This is a genomic window from Arthrobacter sp. 9E16 (genome assembly GCF_002929435.1).
In the GTDB taxonomy this organism is placed as follows: Bacteria; Actinomycetota; Actinomycetes; order Actinomycetales; family Micrococcaceae; genus Arthrobacter_B; species Arthrobacter_B sunyaminii.
Map to the genome: position 1 here is coordinate 680,574 of NZ_PJIU01000002.1, position 21,399 is coordinate 701,972.

20 protein-coding genes are annotated in these 21,399 nt (G+C 65.1%); 6 read left to right on the forward strand and 14 right to left on the reverse strand.

The window, feature by feature from the left end:
• Positions 1–41: 41 nt before the first annotated feature.
• From kdpB to kdpF, 3 genes are read right to left on the reverse strand one after another with little or no spacing between them, the layout of a single operon-like run.
• Positions 42–2,264: a potassium-transporting ATPase subunit KdpB gene (gene kdpB / locus CXR00_RS09840; protein WP_104054324.1), complete on the reverse strand. Its 2,223-nt coding sequence runs from the start codon at positions 2,262–2,264 to the stop codon at positions 42–44.
• A 2-nt stretch (positions 2,265–2,266) separates the two neighbouring features.
• On the reverse strand, positions 2,267–3,928 hold the full coding sequence (kdpA, locus tag CXR00_RS09845) for a potassium-transporting ATPase subunit KdpA (protein WP_104054325.1): 1,662 nt from the start codon (positions 3,926–3,928) through the stop codon (positions 2,267–2,269).
• Complete coding sequence (kdpF, locus tag CXR00_RS09850) at positions 3,928–4,017, reverse strand: K(+)-transporting ATPase subunit F (RefSeq protein WP_104054326.1); 90 nt, start codon at positions 4,015–4,017, stop codon at positions 3,928–3,930. The genes kdpA and kdpF overlap by 1 nt, the downstream gene beginning before the upstream one ends.
• 647 nt (positions 4,018–4,664) lie before the next feature.
• Here kdpF and CXR00_RS18525 point away from each other — a divergent pair.
• On the forward strand, positions 4,665–5,132 hold the full coding sequence (locus CXR00_RS18525; RefSeq protein WP_258060423.1) for a DinB family protein: 468 nt from the start codon (positions 4,665–4,667) through the stop codon (positions 5,130–5,132).
• A 29-nt stretch (positions 5,133–5,161) separates the two neighbouring features.
• On the opposite strand, the gene CXR00_RS09860 is transcribed toward CXR00_RS18525, so the two are convergent.
• From CXR00_RS09860 to CXR00_RS09870, 3 genes are all read right to left on the reverse strand, one after another.
• Entirely contained in the window at positions 5,162–6,532 is a 1,371-nt protein-coding gene (locus tag CXR00_RS09860; protein ID WP_104054328.1) for an alpha-amylase family glycosyl hydrolase, read from the reverse strand.
• Positions 6,533–6,708: 176 nt separating this feature from the next.
• Positions 6,709–8,343 (reverse strand): ribonuclease J, encoded by a 1,635-nt coding sequence (locus CXR00_RS09865; RefSeq protein ID WP_104054329.1) that lies wholly within the window; start codon positions 8,341–8,343, stop codon positions 6,709–6,711.
• 299 nt (positions 8,344–8,642) lie between these two features.
• The gene (locus tag CXR00_RS09870; protein WP_181032518.1) at positions 8,643–8,900 is read right to left on the reverse strand and encodes a hypothetical protein; all 258 of its coding nucleotides are present in this window, start codon (positions 8,898–8,900) and stop codon (positions 8,643–8,645) included.
• On the opposite strand from CXR00_RS09870, the gene CXR00_RS09875 reads away from it, so the two are divergent.
• Entirely contained in the window at positions 8,899–9,336 is a 438-nt protein-coding gene (locus tag CXR00_RS09875) for a hypothetical protein (protein WP_104054330.1), read from the forward strand. The two genes, CXR00_RS09870 and CXR00_RS09875, sit on opposite strands and share 2 nt — an antisense overlap.
• A gap of 106 nt (positions 9,337–9,442) precedes the next feature.
• Here CXR00_RS09875 and CXR00_RS18530 read toward each other — a convergent pair whose 3' ends face one another.
• From CXR00_RS18530 to CXR00_RS09900, 5 genes are all read right to left on the reverse strand, one after another.
• The gene (locus CXR00_RS18530; RefSeq protein ID WP_258060359.1) at positions 9,443–10,915 is read right to left on the reverse strand and encodes a cytochrome b/b6 domain-containing protein; all 1,473 of its coding nucleotides are present in this window, start codon (positions 10,913–10,915) and stop codon (positions 9,443–9,445) included.
• Positions 10,912–11,904 carry an electron transfer flavoprotein subunit alpha/FixB family protein gene (locus CXR00_RS09885; RefSeq protein WP_104054331.1) on the reverse strand — a complete coding sequence of 331 codons (993 nt, stop codon included), beginning with the start codon at positions 11,902–11,904 and terminating at the stop codon, positions 10,912–10,914. The genes CXR00_RS18530 and CXR00_RS09885 overlap by 4 nt, the downstream gene beginning before the upstream one ends.
• A complete protein-coding gene (locus tag CXR00_RS09890) occupies positions 11,901–12,689 on the reverse strand; it encodes an electron transfer flavoprotein subunit beta/FixA family protein (RefSeq protein ID WP_104054332.1) in 789 nt (262 codons plus the stop codon). The genes CXR00_RS09885 and CXR00_RS09890 overlap by 4 nt, the downstream gene beginning before the upstream one ends.
• Positions 12,690–12,843: 154 nt before the next feature.
• The gene (locus CXR00_RS09895) at positions 12,844–13,674 is read right to left on the reverse strand and encodes a MaoC/PaaZ C-terminal domain-containing protein (RefSeq protein WP_104054333.1); all 831 of its coding nucleotides are present in this window, start codon (positions 13,672–13,674) and stop codon (positions 12,844–12,846) included.
• On the reverse strand, positions 13,671–14,576 hold the full coding sequence (locus CXR00_RS09900; RefSeq protein WP_104054334.1) for an SDR family oxidoreductase: 906 nt from the start codon (positions 14,574–14,576) through the stop codon (positions 13,671–13,673). Before CXR00_RS09900 ends, CXR00_RS09895 begins: the two co-directional genes overlap by 4 nt.
• 94 nt (positions 14,577–14,670) lie before the next feature.
• Between CXR00_RS09900 and CXR00_RS09905 the strand changes: the two genes are divergently transcribed.
• Genes CXR00_RS09905 through CXR00_RS09920 form a run of 4 tightly spaced genes read left to right on the forward strand, consistent with a single transcriptional unit; the run spans position 14,671 to position 18,098 of the window.
• Positions 14,671–15,429 carry an enoyl-CoA hydratase family protein gene (locus CXR00_RS09905; protein WP_104054335.1) on the forward strand — a complete coding sequence of 253 codons (759 nt, stop codon included), beginning with the start codon at positions 14,671–14,673 and terminating at the stop codon, positions 15,427–15,429.
• Positions 15,426–16,280, forward strand: a complete 855-nt coding sequence (locus CXR00_RS09910; RefSeq protein WP_219815996.1) for a CoA transferase subunit A — start codon at positions 15,426–15,428, stop codon at positions 16,278–16,280. Before CXR00_RS09905 ends, CXR00_RS09910 begins: the two co-directional genes overlap by 4 nt.
• A complete protein-coding gene (locus tag CXR00_RS09915) occupies positions 16,273–17,028 on the forward strand; it encodes a CoA-transferase subunit beta (RefSeq protein ID WP_258060362.1) in 756 nt (251 codons plus the stop codon). Before CXR00_RS09910 ends, CXR00_RS09915 begins: the two co-directional genes overlap by 8 nt.
• Positions 17,025–18,098 carry a nitronate monooxygenase family protein gene (locus CXR00_RS09920; RefSeq protein ID WP_104054337.1) on the forward strand — a complete coding sequence of 358 codons (1,074 nt, stop codon included), beginning with the start codon at positions 17,025–17,027 and terminating at the stop codon, positions 18,096–18,098. The genes CXR00_RS09915 and CXR00_RS09920 overlap by 4 nt, the downstream gene beginning before the upstream one ends.
• A gap of 115 nt (positions 18,099–18,213) precedes the next feature.
• Here CXR00_RS09920 and CXR00_RS09925 read toward each other — a convergent pair whose 3' ends face one another.
• Genes CXR00_RS09925 through CXR00_RS09935 form a run of 3 tightly spaced genes read right to left on the reverse strand, consistent with a single transcriptional unit; the run spans position 18,214 to position 21,351 of the window.
• Positions 18,214–19,365, reverse strand: a complete 1,152-nt coding sequence (locus tag CXR00_RS09925; protein ID WP_104054338.1) for an acetyl-CoA C-acetyltransferase — start codon at positions 19,363–19,365, stop codon at positions 18,214–18,216.
• A 13-nt stretch (positions 19,366–19,378) separates the two neighbouring features.
• Entirely contained in the window at positions 19,379–20,182 is an 804-nt protein-coding gene (locus CXR00_RS09930; protein ID WP_104054339.1) for an SDR family oxidoreductase, read from the reverse strand.
• Complete coding sequence (locus CXR00_RS09935) at positions 20,179–21,351, reverse strand: acyl-CoA dehydrogenase family protein (protein WP_104054340.1); 1,173 nt, start codon at positions 21,349–21,351, stop codon at positions 20,179–20,181. The genes CXR00_RS09930 and CXR00_RS09935 overlap by 4 nt, the downstream gene beginning before the upstream one ends.
• Between the last annotated feature and the right edge of the window lie 48 nt (positions 21,352–21,399).

Genomic DNA, 21,399 nt, shown 5'->3' on the forward strand with positions numbered 1-21,399 from the left:
TGCTTCCTGTTCGTTGTGTTTGGAGATGTTGGGGCCGGTCATCAGAACCCCGGAATCAGGGATACGGCGAGGTCGATGAGCTTGATGCCGATGAACGGCGCCACTACCCCGCCCACGCCGAAGACCAGCAGGTTCCGGGTCAGTACCCCGGAGGCACCGGCTGCCCGGTACTTCACGCCGCGCAGCGCCAGCGGAATCAGCGCAATGATCACCAGGGCGTTGAAGATCACCGCGGAGAGGATTGCCGACGCCGGAGAGTGCAGGCCCATGACGTTCAGGACGGCCAGTCCCGGGAACACGCCCATGAACATGGCGGGGATGATCGCGAAGTACTTGGCCACGTCATTGGCGATCGAGAACGTGGTCAGTGCGCCGCGGGTGATCAGCAGCTGCTTGCCGATCCGGACAATATCGATCAGCTTGGTGGGGTCCGAGTCCAGGTCCACCATGTTGCCGGCTTCCTTCGCTGCCGACGTTCCGGTGTTCATGGCCACGCCCACATCGGCCTGGGCCAGGGCGGGGGCATCGTTGGTGCCGTCCCCGGTCATTGCCACCAGCTGGCCGCTGGCCTGTTCCCTGCGGATCAGAGCCATCTTGTCCTCCGGAGTGGCTTCGGCCAGGAAGTCATCCACCCCGGCTTCCGCGGCAATCGCCTTGGCGGTGCGCGGATTGTCTCCCGTGATCATGACGGTGCGGATACCCATCCGCCGCAGCTCGGCGAAGCGGTCCTTCAGCCCGTCCTTGACCACGTCCTTCAGGTGCACGACGCCGAGAATCCGGTTCTCGCCGTCGGCCTCCCGAAGTGCCACCACCAGCGGTGTACCGCCGCCGGCGGAGATTTTGTCCACCTGGTAGGTCAGGTCGGACAGTACATCGACGTCGATTCCGCCGGACTCGGCCACCCAGTCCATGACGGCCGAGCCGGCGCCCTTCCGGATCTGTGTTCCGGTGGCCCCGTTTGTTCCATCTGCATAGTCCAGCCCGCTCATGCGCGTCTGGGCCGTAAACGGAACGCTGACGGCGTCGACGTCCTTCACCGGTGTGATTCCCATGCCGGCGGCAAGGTCCACAATCGATTTGCCCTCGGGAGTGGGGTCCTCCGCCGAGGACAGTACTGCGGCGAGGATCAGCTTGTTGCGGTCCGCTCCCGCCACCGGGATGAACGCGGCAGCCTGCCGGTTGCCGTAGGTGATGGTGCCGGTCTTATCCAGCAGCAGGGTGGTGACGTCGCCGGCGGCTTCAACGGCGCGGCCGGACATCGCCAGCACGTTGTGCTGGACCAGCCGGTCCATGCCGGCAATGCCGATGGCTGAGAGCAGTGCACCGATCGTCGTTGGGATGAGGCAGACCAGCAGGGCCACCAGCACTGGAATGCTGACCGCTGCGCCGGCGTATCCGGCCAGCGGATTCAGCGTCACCACCACCACCAGGAAGATCAGGGACAGGGTGGCCAGCAGGATGTCCAGGGCGATCTCGTTCGGCGTTTTCTGCCGGGCTGCCCCTTCCACCAAGCGGATCATCCGGTCCACGAACGTCTCACCGGGCTTGCTGGTTATCCGCACCACAATGCGGTCCGAGAGCACCCGGGTTCCGCCGGTGACCGCAGACCTGTCGCCGCCGGATTCGCGGACCACGGGAGCGGATTCGCCGGTAATCGCGGATTCATCCACGGAGGCAATGCCGTCGATGATGTCGCCGTCGCCGGGGATGATCCCGCCGGCGGTGACCACCACGACGTCGTCGAGCACCAGATCAGCGGACGCAACCTCTTCCACTGTGGCGTGGGACGCGGAAGGATCGCCGGCAGCGTCATAGCCGGTTACCCGCTGCGCCGGAGTGGTGGTCCGAGTTGCCCGCAGCGAGGCGGCCTGGGCCTTGCCGCGGCCTTCGGCAACGGATTCCGCCAGGTTGGCGAAGATGACGGTCAGCCAGAGCCACGCCGCAATCAGCCAGGTGAAAGCGCCGGGCACGGTGCTGCCGCCCGAGGTTCCCGCGTCGCCGGTGACGGACTCCGCCACTGCAATGACGGTAATCAGCGCGGCGCCCACCTCCACAATGAACATGACGGGGGTGTGCCACATGATGCGCGGATCGAGCTTGCGCAGGGCGCCGGGAAATGCCTTCCCCAGCTGGGCGGCGGAGAAGCCGCCGCGGGCCGGCGCCCGGTTTGCTGACGCCGCGTCCTGGCCGTCCGGTGCTTCCCCGGATTGTTGTGAGTCCGGCCGAAGCGGGGACTTGTCGGTTTTGCTTGTCACTGTGGACATGGTCAGAGCAACCCTTCCGCCAGGGGACCCAGCGCGAGTACGGGAAAGAAGGTCAGGGCGGTCACGATGACGGTGACGCCGCACAGCATGACCACGGCCTGGGGCCGGTGGGTGGGAAGTGTTCCCGCAGTGACCGGGACACGGTCCTGAGCTGCCAGCGAACCGGCCAGGGCCAGCACAAAGATCATCGGCAGGAACCGGCCCAGCAGCATGGCCAGGCCCAGCGCGGTGTTCAGCCACGGCGTGTTCGCCGTCAAGCCGGCAAACGCCGATCCGTTGTTGTTAGCCGCCGAGGTGAAGGCGTACAGCACTTCGCTGAAGCCGTGCAGTCCTGGATTGTAGATGGAGGTCCCAGTGACATCCTCGCGGATGCCGGGGACAGCGAAGCTCAGTGCCGTACCGGCCAGGACGAGGGTGGGCATGGTCAGCAGGTAAAGGCTGGCCAGCTTGATCTCGCGGGGGCCGATCTTCTTGCCGAGGTACTCGGGCGTGCGCCCCACCAGGAGACCGGCGATGAAGGAGGCCACCAGGGCCAGGACCAGCATGCCGTAGAGGCCCGATCCCACGCCGCCCGGAGCCACTTCGCCGAGCATCATGTTCAGCATGGCCATCATGCCGCCCAACGGACTGAAGCTGTCATGCATCGAGTTCACGGCGCCGGTGGAGGTGGCCGTGCTGGTGGTGCCGAACAGGGTGGATCCGGCTATGCCGAACCGCTGCTCCTTGCCTTCCATGGATCCGGCCAGGGCCGATGAAGCAGAGTATTCAAGGGCTGTCATGGCCGCGAGGGAAACGGTGAAGATAGTGGCCATGGCCGCCAGGATCGCGTATCCCTGTTTCCGGTCTCCGATCAGAGTTCCGAAGGTGCGCGGCAGGCTGAACGGAATGACCAGCATCAGCACCACCTGCAGCAGGTTGGTCCAGGCGGACGGGTTCTCGAACGGGTGCGAGGAGTTTGCGTTGAAGAATCCGCCCCCGTTGGTGCCCAGGAGCTTGATGGCTTCCTGGGAAGCGACGGGACCGCCCGGAATCGTCGAGCTGCCGCCGGCGAGGCCGGTTACCTGCGTGAAGCCGTTGAAGTTCTGGATGACGCCGCCCAGAAGCAGCAGCAGCGCACTGACGAAAGCGATGGGGAGCAGCAGCCGCACCACTGACCGAGTCATATCCGTCCAGAAGTTGCCGATCGTCGCTTCCTTCCGGGATGCGAAGGCCCGGACCAGGGCAACGGCCACGGCCAGGCCCACAGCTGCCGAAAGGAAGTTCTGTACAGCCAGTCCTGCCATCTGGACCGTGTAACCCACCGTCACTTCCGGCGAATAGGACTGCCAGTTGGTGTTCGCCACGAAGGACGCCGCAGTATTGAAGGCCAGACCTTCGGGTACGGCCGGCAGACCCAGCGACCCGGGCAGCAGGTGCTGGGTGCGCTGGAGCGCGTAGACCAGCAGCAACCCGACGGCGGAGAAGGCCAGGATGCTGCGCAGATAGGATTGCCAGGACTGACGCGATCCGGGATCCACTCCGATCACGCGGTAGAACCCCCGTTCCACCGCCAGGTTTCTGTCCGAGGCGTAAAACCGGGCCATGTAGTCGCCCAGCGGCCGGTAAAGCGCTGCCAACAGCAGTGCCACCATCAGGAAAGAGGCCACTGCCGGCCAAACGCCCATCAGAACCGCTCCGGACGGATCAGTGCCGCCAGCAGATAGCCGGCCGCGGCAACGGCCAGGGCAAGGGCAAGAAAGTCGAAGAAGATCACAGCTTCTCCACCGCCCTAATGCTCAGGAACAATGCGGCAAAAAGTGCCGCAACGCCCAGGACAACAACTACATCCAACAAGGGAACCCCCGGGAATCGATCTCATGCCGCCGAACAGACGGCATGGACGCAAACGGCGTCTTTTCGATTAGAGGCCTTGCCAGAGCCGGTTTTGGATATCCTCATGGTTTCCTCACGACCGAAGGGCGGACCATAACGAAATACTCTTCCGGCACCGGATGACCGTGCAGACGATTGTTAGGATCAGGGATGGAAAAGTTGCCCGAGGGTATTCAGGAATCATCCAACTACCGCCCCGGTGAGCCCCTGCGTCCCTGGGAGGACACCCGGATCGCCGGTGCTGACCTCGCCCTGGCCATCAAAGGTGCCCGAGCCGAAGGGGCCGTCGTTCGCCTCATCAACGGGGAGGATCTCTCCAAGGATGAAATCATCGCTTTCGGCCGCCTCAACGCGCTGTGCGTTCTGAGATGGTACGAGCCGCTGGTGAACCTGCTCGGCCCGCGCAGCCCGGACCTGCTCCCGCAGCATGCCGATCTGGTCCGCAAGCACACCAAGCTTTTCCGGAGCAGACCGGGTTCAGGCGGAAGCACGTCATCAAGCGATCAGCCCGCGGCTTTCGCCGCACCGCTGGCAGCGCAGCTGCATCTGTTTATTGATCACCACCGCGGGGCCCTTGGCCTCTGTTTGGAGGGCATGAGCGAGGAGGAAGCGCGCACTCCCCTGGTCCCCTCCAAGACGACGCTGCTGGGACTGGTCAAACACGCGACCTTCGTAGAGCAGGTCTGGTTTGATGAGGCACTTACCGGCCACTCCAGAGCTGACATTGGCTGTCCCGCCGGCCCGGACGAATCCTTCGACCTGCTTCCGGAAGACACCATCGACTCAGTGCTGTCCGCCTACCTCCGGGTCTGTGCACAGTCGCGAAAAGCGGCAGCCGGACTGGACCTTGACGACATTGTGTACGGGAACCGCCGCGGACCGCTGCCGATGCGGTGGGTTTACCTTCACGTTCTCCGCGAACTGGCGCAGCACTGCGGTCACGCAGACATTCTGCGCGAACAGATTATTGTTCGCCGCAGCAGCGTGACCGCGTGACCGCCTAACCGGGCTAACCGCCTGACCGGTTAAGAACCGACCCCGGCATTCGCCCCGGCCAGTACAACCCAGCCGCCGGCCGGAAGCGTCAGCTGTCCGGACTGAGGATCCAGATCCCCGTCGCCGGCTAGCACATCGCCGGCTGCTTCAGGCACCTGAACGGAAACCGCCTGATCCGCAAGGTTGAGTGCGGCAAACAGGGAATTGCCGGCGTCGTACACCTCGTAGACGAACTGTTCGTTGCTGAGCGAATGCACCCGGGACCGGGCCGCATGCACCCAGGAATGGCGGCGGCGCAGCCCGATGAGTTCCTGGTGCAGCCGGTACAGCGGCTGGCCCACCGCGGAAAGCTCGTCCGGCGAGGCAGGGAAGGAAGGGCGGACGTCGTCGTCTCCCCCGGCCCGGTCCTCCTTGACGCCGCGGTAGCCCTGCTCGTCTCCGTAGTAGACGGAAGGGGTGCCCGGAAGGGTGAAGAGCAGCACCAGGGCCTGAGCCAGCCGGAAGGCACTTTGCCCCGGGGTCGGTTCCAGCCGGCTGGCAATGCGGGTGACATCGTGGTTGCCTACGAAGGTGAGCGGCACAAAGGTGTCCAGGAACGTGTTGTGCCGCTCCAGGGCGGCAGCCAGTTCATAGAAGTTGGCGTCCACGAGAGAACTCCACATCGCCTTCCAGAGTTCGTACTGGGTCACCGAGTCCAGCGTTCCGTTCGTTACTTCAGCCGGATAATCGCCGTGAATGTACTCACCCACAAAATAGGCGTCAGGGAATTCGGCACGGACATTGCGCAGCACCCTTGCCCAGAACGACGACGGCACCGCGTACGCCGCGTCCAGCCGCCATCCGTCGACTCCGCGGCGCAGCCAGTGCTTCATCACATCGGCAACGAAGTCCTGCACTGCCGGTTCGTCATGGTTCAGGGCCACCAGCTGGTGGTGGCCTTCAAAGTCGGCATAACCGGGTTCGGTCTCCGGCGTCCACGCATCGGGCCAGGTGAAGGAGAACCACTTTGCAGTTGCCGCGCCGGGTCCCTGCGCCAGAGCCTCGGTGAAGGGCCCGAAGGAACGGCCGGCGTGGTTGAAGACGCCGTCCAACAGCACCCGGATGCCGCGGGAACGGGCTTCGCGGATGAGTTCGTCAAAGTCGCCGTCATCGCCAAGCCGCGGATCGATCCGGTAGTAGTCGGCGGTGTCGTAGCCGTGGGTCTCCGAGGCGAACACCGGCCCCAAAGCCAGGCCGGAGGCACCCATTTCCACGATGTAGTCCAGCCAGGAGGTGAGGTGGGCCAGCCGGTGGCGGGGCTCCGCATCCGCAGGCAACGCCGTCTGTTCCGCGCCGGTGAAGCCCAGCGGGTAGACCTGCCACCAGATGGCGTGCTGCACCCAGTCCGGTGTTGTCCTCATGAGAATTCCCTTCAGCCGCTAATGTCCCTGGAGCCAATGTCCCTCTAGCCAATGTCCCCGTACCAGTGTGTCATCAGCCAACCGGCCCGGACACCAAAAGGAGGGGACGGCGTCGTCGTCCGACACCGTCCCCTCCTTCGTTTCCCGTCAGCTACCGCGCCGGGAAAGCTGCTGCTTTAGGCATCCACAACAATCGCCGTGATGGCCGGCGTGCGGTTGTAGAAGCGGCGCATCCAGTTTGCCGTGGCGCGCTCAATGATCGCCTCGGGGTCCTCGCTGCGGCCACCGCGGCCGCGGCCGGCGGCGTCGTTGATGGCCTTCTCGATGGCGGCTTCAGCCTTCTTGATATCACCGGGGCTGCAGGCGAAGCCCTTGATGAAGAGCTCCGGCGGCTCGGCCACCGTGTTGGTGTCCGGATCGATGAGCGCCAGGACCGTGACGGAACCCTGCTCGGAGAGCTGCATGCGCTCCTTGAGGTCATCCTCGGTGGTGTGGCCGACGCTGTCGCCGTCCACGAATACCAGTCCCACGGGGATCTTGCCCGAAACCGTGGCACGGCCGCGGCGCAGGTCAACTGTCACGCCGTCTTCGGCGATAACGACGTCGCGCGGGTCCATGCCGGTGGCGACGGCGATGGCTGCGTTGGCCTTCAGGTGGCGCCATTCGCCGTGGACCGGCATGACGTTGCGCGGCTTGACGATGTTGTAGCAGTACGCCAGTTCACCGGCGCTGGCGTGGCCGGAGACGTGTACCTTGGCGTTGCCCTTGTGCACCACATTGGCGCCCAGCTTGGTCAGGGAGTTGATGACGCCGTAGATGGCGTTCTCATTACCCGGAATCAGCGAGCTGGCCAGCAGGACGGTGTCGCCCTCGTGGATGCGGATCGCGTGGTCCTTGTTGGCCATGCGGGACAGCGCTGCCAGCGGCTCGCCCTGCGAGCCGGTGCAGATCAGTACCACCTTGTGGTCGTCGGAGCGCTGCAGCTGCTTGAAGTCCACCAGGAGGCCCTTGGGGATGTTCAGGTAGCCCAGCTCTTCGGCAATCGTCATGTTGCGGACCATCGAACGGCCCACAAACGCCACCTTGCGCTTGTAGCGGTCGGCGGCGTCGATGACCTGCTGGATGCGGTGGATGTGGCTGGCGAAGCTGGAGACAATGATCCTGCGCGGCGCGGTGCGGAACACCTGGTCGATGGCCGGAGCAAGTTCCTTTTCCGAGGCCATGAAGCCGGGAACATCGGCGTTGGTGGAGTCGGTGAGGAACAGGTCCACGCCTTCGGCGCCAAGCCGTGCGAAGCCGGCCAGGTCGGTGATGCGGCGGTCCAGCGGGAACTGGTCCATCTTGAAGTCACCGGTGTGCAGGACCATGCCGGCCGGAGTGCGGATGGCAACGGCCAGGCTGTCCGGGATGGAGTGGTTGACGGCCACGAATTCCAGGTCGAATCCGCCCATGGTGCGGCGGTCGCCTTCCTTGACCTGGATCAGCTTCGGGGTAATGCGGTGTTCCTTGAGCTTGGCTTCCACAAACGCCAGCGTCAGCTTGGAACCAATCAGGGGAATGTCAGCGCGTTCGCGCAGCAGGTACGGGACACCACCAATGTGGTCTTCGTGGCCATGGGTCAGGACAACGCCCACAACGTCATCCAGGCGGTCACGGATGTAGGAGAAGTCAGGCAGGATCAGGTTGACGCCGGGGTGGATTTCCTCGGGGAAAAGCACCCCGCAGTCGACAATCAGCAGCTTGCCGTCAAATTCGAAGACGGTCATGTTTCTGCCGATTTCACCGATACCACCCAGCGCAACAATGCGCATGGTTCCATTGGCGAGTTCCCGGGGGGCTTTCAGTGCGGCAGGTGTTCTATTCACGGATGGAGTTTCTTTCGTCGGGTACGGGTTTTGCTGGGGCGCTGCAGCACTGTGCTGCTGCGCCAAAAGGTCTTGGGTCCGTTTCAGAGCCGACTCCGCCGGGCCCGCGCAACCGTGCGCATCCTGGGCCTCAGGCCGCCGCCGGTGTGAAGCTGAGCGGACGGGGGCCATACGGCGAAGTGGTCCAAAACCTATGGACATCTCTTATCATCTCATTATCTTGCGGCTTTACCGCATTGGCTAAATCACGGCGGCGGCACGGGGCCCGGCGCAGGGTCCGTCGCGGGGCCCGGAAAGGAGCAGCGGTGGACGGCATGCATCCCCTGCTCCAGGGCACGAAGGTCCTCCAACGGCAGGCGGTCAAGGATGTCCGCGCTTAGCTCAGGCCGGGCCGATATGAGGCGCCGCACGAGTGCCAGCCCCAGCGGCGTGGCCCGGACCCGGCGCACACGCCCGTCCGCGACGCTGGTGGACACTGCGGACACCGGTGGGATCACCTGCATGGCCGAGACGTCCAGTGTGGTGGGGGATAAAGAGTACGAGGTGGCCCTGCACGGCTTCTACACCCACGGCTTTCCGAACCTGTTCCACCTGGGGTCGGCGCAGAACGCAAATTCGGTGAACTTTGTCCACATTCTGACGGAGCAGGCAAACCACATTGCAGCCGTCATCACCAAGGGGCGCGAGACCGGAGCCGCCTTCATCGAGCCGACGGCGGAAGCGGAAAATGCGTGGTGCCGGACCATCCAGGAAACGTCGCTGGATAACCGGAAGTTCCAAGCCGAATGCACCCCGGGCTATTACAACCGCGTGGGGAATCCCCCGCCCGTCAGCTTCTCCTACGGACCGGGTCCGGTGGCCTTCCACCGGCTGCTGGACCGGTGGCGGACCCAAGAAATCTCCCAGGTGCTGGCCGTCGGGGATCCTCAGAAGGTGTAAGCCCGCAGCTCTGCCGGCGGGGCAAAACAAGACCTCCGGTCGGCGGCCGTACAGCCGCTGACCGGAGGTCTTCCCCTAGTGGATTGTTCTGCCGGGTTGCGTGGAGCTAGCGTCCGACCTTCCCGAAGAGGGAGGCGATGGGTGCAAGAACCAGGGGGCGGGCTGCGAACCAACCTCCGGCTATCACCAGCAGCGACGCGAAGAACATCCAGAACCCGAACCAGTTGACCGCGTCCTGGGCGCCGTACATGTGGTTCAGATTCCGCAGTGCACCGGTGGACAGCACCAGTGCGACGTGCACAATGATGAACCCCACGAAGTACAGCATCACGGGGAAGTGAATCGCCCGTGCCACCTCAACGGGATACACCTTGCTCAGCCCCTTGGCCTTGGCCGGCCACAGGTTGGACATGCGGTACCCGCTCAGCGCAGCCAGCGGAGCCGCGATGAAGATCGTGACGAAGTAGGCCAGAACCTGCAGGCTGTTGTAGTTGACCCAGCCGTTTTCGGTGGGCCAATCCAGCGAAAGATACTGAAGGCCCGCCGAGAGCGCGTTCGGGAACACGTCCCAGCTGGTCGGAACAACCCGCATCCACTGGCCGGTCACCGCGAGCAGCACTATGAAGATGCCTCCGTTGACCAGCCACAGAAGGTCCAGTGACTGGTGCAGCCAGAGGGTGATGCTGATCTTCTTTGGGTTTTTCCCACGCCGCGGGGTCCACGATGCCGGCGGCTTGCGCTGGGTGCGGACCTGCCATCCTGACCGGATGATCAGGACCATGAGGAAAACGTTGAAGAAGTGCTGCCATCCCAGCCAGGCCGGCAACCCCACGGGTGCCCCGTCCGGCAGGTGACTCTCCCCCGGGTAACGGTCAAGGAAGCCCTGCACTGACTCGAGGGTTACCAGCCATCGTGCCAGCAGCACGGCCGCACCAAACAAGACGAGAAGCCCCACGGCCGCTATGCCCGCTTTGCCAAGTCGGCTGCGCACGGGGGCAGGGCTCGACGACGGCTTGGCGGGCGCAGGTGCCGTGGTCGACGCCGCGGCCTGTGCAGGTGCCGCAGCCTTTGCGGGTGCGGCACCAGCTGCTAAACCGGTGCGGGTACCGCGGGCCGGTGCTGCTGCCTCAGATGAAGCTGCTGAAGGTGCGGTTGTGCCCGCTGCAGGTGCGGCAGGCGACGTACCGGCGGCCGGACGCGGCATGCCCTGGCGCCGGCCAGGCTTAGCCGGAGTTGCTGCGGCCGGAGCCGCAGCATTCACTGCCGGACTGGCTGCAGACGCCTCCGGAGCTGCCGGTTGGACAGCAGCGGGTTGGGCAGCAGGTCCAGTCGGCTGGGCATTCGCGCCGGGGCGCGGCAGTCCCTGCCGACGGCCGGCGGGCTTGGCCTGCGGTGCTGCAGCCGCCGGAGGTCCGGCGTTGGCGACGGATCCGTTGGACGCGGCTGCGTCCGGCACCGTCCCGTTGGCGGCTGCGGCCGGCACAGTCCCGTTGGATGCGGGCTCCTGTGCGGCCCGCTTTTCACTCTGTTCCGTGGCCGGGCCCGCCCCGGGAGTCCGGGGCAGGCCCTGTCTTGTCAAACTGCCGCCCGTTTCGCTTCGATGGCCTTCACCAGCTGCGGCACAACAGTGAACAGATCCCCCACCACGCCAAAGTCGGCAATCTCAAAGATGGGTGCATCCGCGTCCTTATTGATCGCGACGATGGTTTTGGCGGTTTGCATGCCGGCGCGGTGCTGGATGGCACCGGAGATGCCGAGCGCAATGTAAAGCTGCGGGGCAACGGTCACCCCTGTCTGTCCAACCTGCGAGGTCTGCGGCACGTAGCCGGCGTCCACTGCTGCGCGCGAGGCACCGATGGCCCCGCCCAGTGCATCGGCCAGCTCCTCGACCAGCGCAAAGTTCTCAATGGAACCCAGGCCGCGGCCTCCGGAAACCACTACGTCCGCACCGCGCAGCTCCGGCCGGGCGGAAGCGACGGCGGTTTCCTCGTAACTGGAAATGACGCCGTCGGGCACACCGGATGCCTGGACGGAAAGCAGCTCGATGCTCGCTTCCTTCGCCTCGGCCCGGACGCTGGAGGAGCCCTGCCGGAGCGTGATCACGAGGGTTCCGGTGGTCGCCGCGGAATCCACGGAGTAGGCCCCGCCGTAGACCGAATGGTGGGCAACGATGCCCTCTTCGTCACGCGAAACCCCAACCGCATCCGCCGCCAGTGCGGCACCGGAGCGGGCTGCGAAGCGTGCTGCGGCATCACGGGCCTGGATGGAGTTGGAAACCAGCACGGCTTCGGGAGCGACAGCGGCTGCCGCTGCACTGAGCGCATCAACCACGGGGGAAACCATGGCGGTGGCGAGCTCGTCGGATTCAGCAACCAGGACGTGTGCCGCACCGAGAGCGGCCAGTTCGGCACCGATGAGGTCTGCGCTTCCGGGGGCTGCAACGGCAAGCACAACAGGCGTGCCTACCGCTGAAGCCGCACCGATTACTTCGGCTGCGCTGGAGCGGAGCTTGCCCGACGGCGCAACGTCAACAAGCACGAGTACGGAGTCACTGGGGTAGCCGGTCATTCTGAGCGTCCTTTGATGAGTTGGTTCTGGGTGAGGAAATCGGCCAGCTGCTGGCCGGCGTCGCCGTCGTCTTCAATCTTGATGCCGGCCGTGCGTGCCGGGCGCTCGGCCACAGCCAGGATGATGGACCGCGAGGCGGACTCATCGGGGGCCACGCCCAGATCCGCGAGGGTTCGAGTTTCGAACGGCTTCTTCTTCGCAGCCATGATGCCCTTGAAGTTGGAGAAGCGGGCATCCGGAAGTGCTTCCGTGATCGAGATAACCGCAGGAAGTGCGGCACTTACTTCAAACGTTCCCGATTCAATATTCCTGCGCCCGGCAACAGCGGAATCGCTGATCTCTACGGTGCTGAGGGAAGTGAGGCCGGCGACGCCGAGCAGTTCGGCAATCATCGACGGCAGAACGCCGCCTCCGCCGTCGGTCGAAATGTTGCCTGCGATGACCAGATCAAAGCCGATCTGCCGGACAGCTGCAGCGAGCACCTCGGCAGTGAGGGTCATGTCTGCTCCCAGCAACGCGTCGTCCTGCACATGGACGGCGCGGTCCGCTCCCATCGCCAGCCCCTTGCGCAGGCTGGCAGGCACTGTTGACGGGCCGACGGCGAGCAGGACCACCTCGGCGTCTTTCTGGCTGTCGCGGTGCGTCAGTGCAACCTCGAGTGCCCGTTCGGTGATCTCATCAAGCACCAATTCGCTTCCGGCCCGGTCCAGCAGGCCGGTCTCCAGATTCAGGGTGCGGTCCCCCCAGGTATCCGGAACCTCTTTCATTAGAACGATAATCTTCATCATTTTCCCTCTCGCATCGTCGTCAACGACTCCTTGTTGAAGGCCTTTGAGACCTCAGTCACCGTTCGGCAGACGTCGCCGCGATCGTATCGCAGACCGGCCAATTCTTTGTGATCGGGGTCATACCCCTTGATTGTTCCGTGGCTCTTCACCGTCACTGGAACACCGCCAATCCATCGCTGATGACGGGCTTGTCCCCCACCAGGGCGTCGAAGCGTCCGTTGTCCCACGCCCGGACGGTCATCTCATCGCCGGGAAAGACGACGCCGGAAAACCGGCCCGCCAGCTGGACGAGGTCCGCCGGGTGGGCTCCGGCCATGCCTGCCAGCGGCAGTGTTGCCGCAGCCAGTGAGGCAAGCCCGTGCAGGATCGGACGGTCCTGGCCAATGCGCTGCGCAGCCTGCGGATCAATGTGGATATGATGCCGGTCCCCGAGGAGGCGGTACAGAGCGGCCTGGTTGAGGCTGGACTGAAAACCTGCGGTGCCGGCGGGCTCACCGAGATGTGCCGGGGTTCGTCCGGGGCCTCGGTCCCCGCCGTAACCGCCGGTTCCCGGGGCGAAGATGCTCCAGACGGCCACAAAATAGTCACACTCCACGAGCACATTGAAGACGGCCGCCGAGCCCTTGTCCCATACCTCGCCCACCCGGGCGGTCAGCGTGAGCTCGCCGGAGCGCGGGAGCGGCTTGAGGACCGTCAATTCCTGGGAACCGTGGACGGCGCGGTTGTCGAAGGCGCCCTGCCCGGCCAGCACGTCGGGTGCCCATTGGGCCAGGGTCAGGCCGAATGAGGGAAGGACGCGCAGCCGCTCCTCAAAGACAAGGTCGAGTTCATTGGCGGGAGCGCCGACCGCCAGGGCGTAGAGGATCGCATCGGTCTCGGAGTAGCCAAGGGTGCGCTCTCCCAGGAAGCGCCCTGCCCACGCGGCCGCCGTTTCGCGCCGATCCGGAGTGGGGGTTTCCTCGGCCCGCGTCTGCGCGCTCATGCCCCGTACACCCCTTCGGGCAGGGCGGCGTCGACAAGCAGTTTTTCAATGGCTTCACCGGCAGCCGCGGCCTCCCAGCGCTCGCCCGCATCGATTGCAGGACCGTGGTTCCAGCCCTCTTCGATGCAGATCCGGCCGCCTTCAATCTCAATGACGCGGCCGGTGACCGCCGCGGAAGAGCCGCTGGCAAGCCATGCCACGACGGGGGAAACATTCGCCGGGTTCATCGCGTCAAAACCGCTTTCGGGAACGGCCATCGCCTCGGCAAACGCACCTTCGGTCATCCGGGTCCGCGCTGAGGGGGCAATGGCGTTCACGGTGACGCCGTAACGGCCCAGCTCGTGTGCGGCTACGAGCGTCAGTCCGGCGATGCCGGCCTTTGCAGCCGAGTAGCTCGCCTGCCCAACACTGCCCTGCAGACCTGCACCGGAGGAGGTGTTGATGACGCGGGCATCCGGCGTCCGTCCGGCCTTGGCCTCCCCGCGCCAGTATTCGGCTGCGTGGCGCAGCGGCGCAAAATGACCCTTGAGGTGCACGCGGATGACCGCGTCCCATTCCTCTTCCGAGGTGTTCACCAGCATGCGGTCCCGCACAAATCCGGCGTTGTTCACCAGGACATCCAAGCGGCCAAAAGTCTCAATGGCCTGCCGAACCAGTCCGGCGGCCTGCTCGAAATCCGCAACGTCGGCACCGTTGGCCACAGCTTCTCCGCCTTCGGCCCGGATCAGGGCAACGACGTCGTGGGCCGGGCCGGAGGCCTCCTGGACGCCGTTGAGGGTGGTGCCGAGGTCATTGACGACAACCTTGGCGCCCTGGCGTGCGAGTTCAAGGGCGTGTTCACGTCCCAGACCGCGGCCTGCCCCGGTCACAATGGCGACTCGTCCTTCACAGATGCCGGTCATGTCTTTGCTCTCCTTTGAGATTGTTGCGGTGCCTGGAGTGTACCGTGTACCAAGCAAATGCTAGGGTATCAAGCAAACGTTAGGTAGGTACAGGATGTCAATTACATCGAAGATGCACCACGACGGCGTGCGTGCGGTAACAATGAGCTATCCCCCGGTGAATGCGCTGCCCGTTGCAGGGTGGTTCGCTGTCGCCGAGGCAATTCAGGCGGCCGGTGAGGATCCAGACACGCGCGTGGTGGTCCTGCGGGCTGAAGGGCGCGGGTTCAATGCGGGCGTCGACATCAAGGAAATGCAGGCAACGGAGGGATTCGATGCCATCCTCGCGGCAAACCGGGGCTGCTATCTCGCTTTCAAAGCGATTTATGAGTGCCCGGTTCCCGTCATCGCCGCGGTCAACGGCTTTTGCCTGGGAGGCGGAGTGGGCCTGGCCGGAAGCGCCGACGTCATCGTGGCCACCGAGGACGCCTACTTTGGCGTCCCCGAAGTTGACCGCGGCGCACTTGGCGCGGCAACCCACCTTTCGCGCCTGGTTCCGGCACACCTGCTGCGCACGCTCTACTTCACCAGCCGCACGATCACTGCGCAGCGCCTAGCCGAATTCGGCAGTGTTGCCCAGGTGGTTCCCGCCGACCAACTCGATGAAGCGGCCTTTGCCATTGCCGATGAAATCGCGTCCAAGGACACCCGGGTGATCCGTGCCGCGAAGGAAGCCCTGAACGGCATCGACCCGGTGGACGTGGTGAAGAGCTACCGCTGGGAACAGGGTTTCACCTTTGAGCTCAACCTTCGGGGTGTTGCCGATGAACTGCGCGACGACTTCGTCGCCACGGCGCCCTCCTCCGCCGAGTGAGCAGCAAAGTCCTCGGAGCTGAGGACGTCCCCGGGCTGTTCAGCGACGGAATGACCATCGGCATCGGCGGCTGGGGGTCGCGGCGAAAGCCCATGGCCCTGGTGCGCGCACTGGTCCGTTCCGGCGTGCGCGGCGTCACCGTTGTCAGCTTCGGCGGTCCGGATGTGGGGGTGCTCTGTGCCACCGGGCAGGCCAAACGCGTGGTGTTTGGGTTTGCCACCCTCGACTCCATAGCCGTCGAGCCGCATTTCGCTGCCGCCCGGCAGGCGGGCGGCGTCGACGTCGTCGAACTGGACGAATCCCTGCTGGTCTCCGGGCTTCGTGCCGCCGGGCGCCGGCTTCCTTTTGAGGTGACGCGCTCCGGACTGGGATCGGATGCCCTGGCGGGCAATCCGCAGATCCGCACCGTCATCTCGCCCTACGACGACGGTGAGGAGCTCGTGGCCATGCCCGCGATTCATCTTGACCTGGCCCTGGTGCACCTGAACCGCGCCGATGAATTCGGCAACGCCGCGTGCCTGGGGCCGGACCCGTACTTTGACGACCTGTTCGCGCGGGCGGCGTCGCGCACCGTGGTGAGCGCGGAGGCCGTGGTTTCGACGGCGGAGCTCACCCGGGACGCGCATCCGTCCACGCTGCTGCTGAACCGCACCATGGTGGATCACGTCGTTGAGCTCCCCCGCGGCGCGCACTTCACCTCATGTCTGCCGGATTATGAGCGGGACGAAGCTTTCCAGCGAGAATATGCACAGGCCGCAACATCAGCACCGGCGTGGCAGCAATTCCGTGCCCGGTATCTCGACGTCGACGACGACGCCTACCGGGCGAATGCGGGGGTGGGCAATGCGTGAGATCACCACGGCCGAAGTGGCTGTTGCGGCCTGCAGCGACCTGTTCCGCGGCCAGGCGGAGATCCTGGCCAGCCCGGCCGGGATCGTGCCCACCGTCGGCGTGCGGCTGGCGCTGCTCACTCATGCACCCGACCTGATGATCAGCGACGGCGAATCCACCATCCTTGGCGACGTCCCCGCCGTCGACCGGCCAAGTACCGTCTCGGCCAGCTACCTGCCGTATCGGGAGCTGTTCGAACTGATCGCGGCAGGCCGCCGCCATGTGGTGATGGGCGGCGCGCAGCTTGACCGGATGGGCAACCAGAATCTGTCGGTGATTGGGGACCATGCCAAACCCGCCAGGCAGCTGCTGGGCACCAGGGCCGCTGCAACGAACACCGTCAACCACACGACCAGTTATTGGATTGCCCGCCACAGCCGCCGGACCTTCGTGGAGAGCGTTGATTTTGTGACCGGTGTCGGAAACGACAGGGCGTGTGCCGCCGGTCCGGCTGCTTCCCGGTTCCACCGGCTGCATCGCGTGGTGACGAATCTTGGTGTCTTCGATTTCAGCGCTCCGGACGGCGGCATGGCCGTGGTGTCCGCGCATCCCGGCGTCAGTTTCGACGAGATCCAGGCTGCCACCGGGTTCCCGCTGCACACCGCGGGAACCGTGCCAACTACCCGCCTCCCGGATGAGCGGGAACTTCAGCTCATCCGGGAGGTTCTCGACCCCCGTAAGCGCAGAGAAGACGAGGTCCCAGCATGAGCACCGAGAACCGCATCAAGACTCCCCTGACCGAACTCACCGGCGTCGAGCATCCGATTGTGCAGACGGGCATGGGCTGGGTGGCCGGACCCCGGCTGGTCACGGCCACGGCAGAAGCGGGAGCCCTGGGCATCCTTGCCTCCGCCACCATGACGCTGGACCAGCTTGAGCACGCCATCGTGGAAGTGAAGAGCCATACCGACAAGCCGTTCGGCGTTAACCTGCGTGCGGACGGTGCCGATGCCCCGGACCGTGTGGACCTGATGATCAAGTACGGGGTGAAGGTAGCCTCCTTTGCGCTGGCTCCCAAGCGGGAACTGATCGAGAAACTGAAGGAAAACGGCTCCGTGGTGATCCCCTCCGTGGGCGCGGCACGGCATGCCGAGAAGGTGGCCGCCTGGGGCGCGGATGCCGTGATGGTGCAGGGCGGGGAAGGCGGCGGCCACACCGGCGCCATCCCCACCACACTGCTGCTGCCCTCAGTGGTGGATGCCGTGGACATCCCGGTGATTGCCGCCGGTGGCTTTTTCGACGGCCGCGGGCTGGCTGCGGCCCTGGGCTACGGGGCCGTCGGCATCGGCATGGGCACCCGGTTCCTGCTCACCAGCGACAGCTCGGTGCCCGAGGACATCAAACAGCGCTACCTGGGCTTCGGGCTGGACGGAACGGTGGTCACCACCAAGGCTGACGGCATGCCGCACCGGCTGCTGCGCACCGAGTTCGTCAAGGGACTCGAGGACGGCGGCCGGCTGCGCCAGCTGCTGCCGACCCTGCGCCGGTCTGTGCAGTTCAAGGAGATGTCCGGTCAGTCCTGGCTTGGCCTGGCGAAGGACGGCCTCTCCATGAAGCGCGGCACCGGCAGGAGCTGGAATCAGATGATGCTGGCGGCCAACACGCCGATGCTCCTGAAGGCCGGCCTCGTGGACGGCGACACCTCCGCCGGAATGCTGGCCGCCGGGCAGGTTGTCGGGATGATCAACGACCTGCCCTCCTGCCAGGAATTGGTGGACCGCATCATTGACGAAGCCGTGGAGCGCCTAAAGGCTAACAGTGCAGCGGTGGCCGCCTAGGCCGTTAGCTCCAGCCCAAACAAAAGAGGGATGCTGCAACCGGTTCGGTTGCAGCATCCCTCTTTTGTCATTCCGGGCTGATGTCTCTTCGCCTCAGCCCCGGCTTAGAGCCGGCTTAAAGCCGTTCGATGATGGTGACGTTGGCCTGACCGCCGCCCTCGCACATCACCTGCAGGCCGAAGCGTCCGCCGGTGCGCTCCAGTTCATTGAGCAGCGTGGCCATGATGCGCGTGCCCGTGGCGCCGATCGGATGGCCGAGGGCGATGCCGCCGCCGTTGACGTTGATCTTGTCCTGCTCGATATTCAATTCCTGTGACCAGGCCAGCACCACGGAGGCAAAGGCCTCGTTGCACTCGAAGAGGTCAATGTCGGAAACCTTCATGCCGGCGCGCTCGAGTGCGTAGTCGGTGGCGCGGATGGGACCGGTGAGCATCCATACCGGGTCATCGGCGCGAACCGAAATGTGGTGAATCCGTGCCCGGGGCGTCAGCGAATGGGTGGCCAGTGCGCTCTCGGAAGCAATCAGCAGGGCGCTCGCGGCGTCGGTGATCTGTGAGGCAACTGCCGCGGTGATCCGGCCTCCCTCAGTCAGGACCGGAAGAGTGGCCATCTTTTCCAGCGACGTGCCGCGGCGGGGTCCCTCGTCCTGGGACAGCCCGGCGATCGGGACGATTTCCCGGGCGAAACGACCCTCGTCGGTGGCAGCGATCGCCCGCAGATGGCTTTGCAGGGCAAACTCTTCCATGGCTTCACGCGAGATGTTCCACTTTTCAGCGATCATTTCGGCCGAACGGAACTGGGAAACCTCCTGAGTTCCGTAGCGTGCCACCCAGCCGGGTGACTGCGCAAAGGGAGTGGTGAACCCGTACTGCTCGCCAAGGGTCATGGCGGCCGAAATGGGGATGGCCGACATGTTCTGCACTCCGCCGGCCACGATGAGATCCGCGGTTCCCGACATCACGCCCTGGGCGGCAAAGTGCACGGCCTGCTGGCTGGAGCCGCACTGACGGTCAATGGTCACGCCGGGAACGTGGTCCGGCATTCCGGCGACCAGCCAGGCGGTGCGGGCAATGTCGCCGGCCTGCGATCCCACCGTGTCCGTGCACCCGAAGATGACGTCGTCAACGGCGCCGGGATCAATTCCGGTGCGTTCCACCAGCGAGGCAATGACATGCGCACCCAGATCAGCGGAGTGGATACCGGCCAGGGATCCGCCCCTGCGGCCGCCGGGCGTGCGGACAGCGTCAACAATATATGCGGTACTCATTCGGTTGCTCCCCTTAGGCTTGCTGGCTGCTGACGGACACGACTTCGCCCGTCATATAGGACGAATAGCCGCTGGCGAGGAACACCATGACATTGGCGATTTCCCATGGTTCGGCCGCACGGCCAAACGCCTCGCGCGAGGTGAGCTGCTCCAGCAACTCATCCGAGGTGACCTTTGCGAGGAACGGGTGCATGGCCAGGCTCGGTGAGACGGCGTTCACCCGGATTCCGTAGGGTGCCACATCGAGGGCAACGGAACGGGTAAGTGCCATGACCCCGGCCTTGGCTGCGGCATAGTGGGCCTGGCCTTCCTGTGCCCGCCAGCCGATGACCGAGGCGTTGTTGATGATGACGCCCTTTACGTCGTTGCGGACCATGCGCCGGGATGCAGCGCGCACGCTGCGGAACGTTCCCGTCAGGGTGACGTCCAGGACCTTGCTCCACTGGTCATCTGTCATTTCCAGGATGGAGACCGTGCCTCCCAGGCCGGCATTGTTGATCATGACGTCAACCCCTCCGGCGTCCTCGGCCAGATCCAGGAGGGCCTCGATCTGGTCCTCCACGGTGACGTCACAGACCGCCCAGCGGACGCGCTCGGCACCGAACTCGGCACCGAGCTCCGCTGCAGACGACTCCAGCCGTCCGGCATGGGTGTCCCCGAGCACCACCAGGGCGGCTCCTTCTTCCAAGCAGCGGCGCGCTGCCGCTGCGCCGATTCCGGCGCCGGCCGCAGCGGTGACGACGACGCGGCGTCCCGTCAGCAGTCCGTGGGCGGGGACGTAGTCGGGTACGGGCTGTGCGACGCGGGATTCAATCATGCGCGTGCCTCCTTCGGCAGGCCGAGCACACGCTCGGCAATAACGTTTCGTTGGATTTCGTCCGAACCGCCGTACAGGGTGTCCGCGCGGCTGAACAGGAAAAGGGTCTGGAGTGCGTCCAGTTCGTAGGGAGCTTCGGCGACAGTGAGCCCGCCGGGGCCGGCAACAGCCATGGCCAGTTCACCGAGGGAGCGGTGCCACGGCGCCCAGAGGAGCTTGGTGATCGAGGCTTCGATGCCCTGTTCACCGCTGAGCGTGCGCAGCCCGTGCAGGCGCAGCATGTCCAGGCCCATGTGTGCGGAAACAATCCGGTCCTGGATGATCGGGTCATCGATGGCACCGTTGCTGCGGGCCAGGTCGACGACGGACTCCAGCTCGCGCTGGAACGCAATCTGCTGCGCCAGAGTGGAGACGCCGCGTTCAAAACCCAGCGTGCCCATCGCCACCGACCAGCCGGCACCGGGCTCCCCCACCACCAGGTCCGCGTCGGTGACGGCGCCGTCAAAGAACACCTCGTTGAACTCCGAGGTGCCGGTCAGCTGCAGGATCGGGCGGATCTCGACGCCGGGCTGGTCCATCGGCACCAGCAGATACGAGAGCCCGTCGTGCCTGCGGGGCCCGGATCCCGTGCGGGCGATCACGAAGCACCAGTTGGCATTGTGCGCCAGGGAAGTCCAAACCTTCTGCCCGTCGATCACCCACCGCCCGCCGTCGTCGAGCCTGGCTTTGGTGGACACGTTAGCGAGGTCCGATCCGGCACCGGGCTCGGAGTATCCCTGGCACCAGAGATCCTCAACCGCCACAATGCGCGGCAGGAAACGGTCCTGCTGCTCCTTGGTGCCGAAGGCAATCAGTGTTGGTCCCAGCAGTTCCTCTCCAAAATGATTGACGCGGGCAGGGGCGTCGGCCCGGGCGTACTCCTCATGGAAGATGACCTGCTGCAGAAGGCTCAGCCCGCGTCCGCCGTATTCCCGCGGCCAGCTGACACAGCTCCAGCCGTGTTCGGCAAGGTGGCGGTTCCACTCAAGGCGCTCCTCGAAAGCCTCGTGCTCACGGCCGGATCCGCCGAGTCCGCGCAGCTGCGCAAACTTCCCGACAAGATTGGATTTCAGCCAGCCACGGATCTCCTGACGAAACTCCTCGTCCTCCGCTGAATAGTTCAGATCCACGACACACCTTTCATCGCCCACCGCCATTGGTCATAAAGTCGAGCTTCG

What these genes read in the sequence shown, in the direction of transcription:
- kdpB (WP_104054324.1), bottom strand. Translation starts at nt 2,264, where the DNA reads ATGTCCACAGTGACAAGCAAAACCGACAAGTCCCCGCTTCGGCCGGAC.
- kdpA (WP_104054325.1), bottom strand. Translation starts at nt 3,928, where the DNA reads ATGGGCGTTTGGCCGGCAGTGGCCTCTTTCCTGATGGTGGCACTGCTG.
- CXR00_RS09860 (WP_104054328.1), bottom strand. Translation starts at nt 6,532, where the DNA reads ATGAGGACAACACCGGACTGGGTGCAGCACGCCATCTGGTGGCAGGTC.
- CXR00_RS09865 (WP_104054329.1), bottom strand. Translation starts at nt 8,343, where the DNA reads ATGCGCATTGTTGCGCTGGGTGGTATCGGTGAAATCGGCAGAAACATG.
- CXR00_RS09875 (WP_104054330.1), top strand. Translation starts at nt 8,899, where the DNA reads ATGGCCGAGACGTCCAGTGTGGTGGGGGATAAAGAGTACGAGGTGGCC.
- CXR00_RS09870 (WP_181032518.1), bottom strand. Translation starts at nt 8,900, where the DNA reads ATGCAGGTGATCCCACCGGTGTCCGCAGTGTCCACCAGCGTCGCGGAC.
- CXR00_RS09885 (WP_104054331.1), bottom strand. Translation starts at nt 11,904, where the DNA reads ATGACCGGCTACCCCAGTGACTCCGTACTCGTGCTTGTTGACGTTGCG.
- CXR00_RS09890 (WP_104054332.1), bottom strand. Translation starts at nt 12,689, where the DNA reads ATGAAGATTATCGTTCTAATGAAAGAGGTTCCGGATACCTGGGGGGAC.
- CXR00_RS09895 (WP_104054333.1), bottom strand. Translation starts at nt 13,674, where the DNA reads ATGAGCGCGCAGACGCGGGCCGAGGAAACCCCCACTCCGGATCGGCGC.
- CXR00_RS09900 (WP_104054334.1), bottom strand. Translation starts at nt 14,576, where the DNA reads ATGACCGGCATCTGTGAAGGACGAGTCGCCATTGTGACCGGGGCAGGC.
- CXR00_RS09905 (WP_104054335.1), top strand. Translation starts at nt 14,671, where the DNA reads ATGTCAATTACATCGAAGATGCACCACGACGGCGTGCGTGCGGTAACA.
- CXR00_RS09915 (WP_258060362.1), top strand. Translation starts at nt 16,273, where the DNA reads ATGCGTGAGATCACCACGGCCGAAGTGGCTGTTGCGGCCTGCAGCGAC.
- CXR00_RS09920 (WP_104054337.1), top strand. Translation starts at nt 17,025, where the DNA reads ATGAGCACCGAGAACCGCATCAAGACTCCCCTGACCGAACTCACCGGC.
- CXR00_RS09925 (WP_104054338.1), bottom strand. Translation starts at nt 19,365, where the DNA reads ATGAGTACCGCATATATTGTTGACGCTGTCCGCACGCCCGGCGGCCGC.
- CXR00_RS09930 (WP_104054339.1), bottom strand. Translation starts at nt 20,182, where the DNA reads ATGATTGAATCCCGCGTCGCACAGCCCGTACCCGACTACGTCCCCGCC.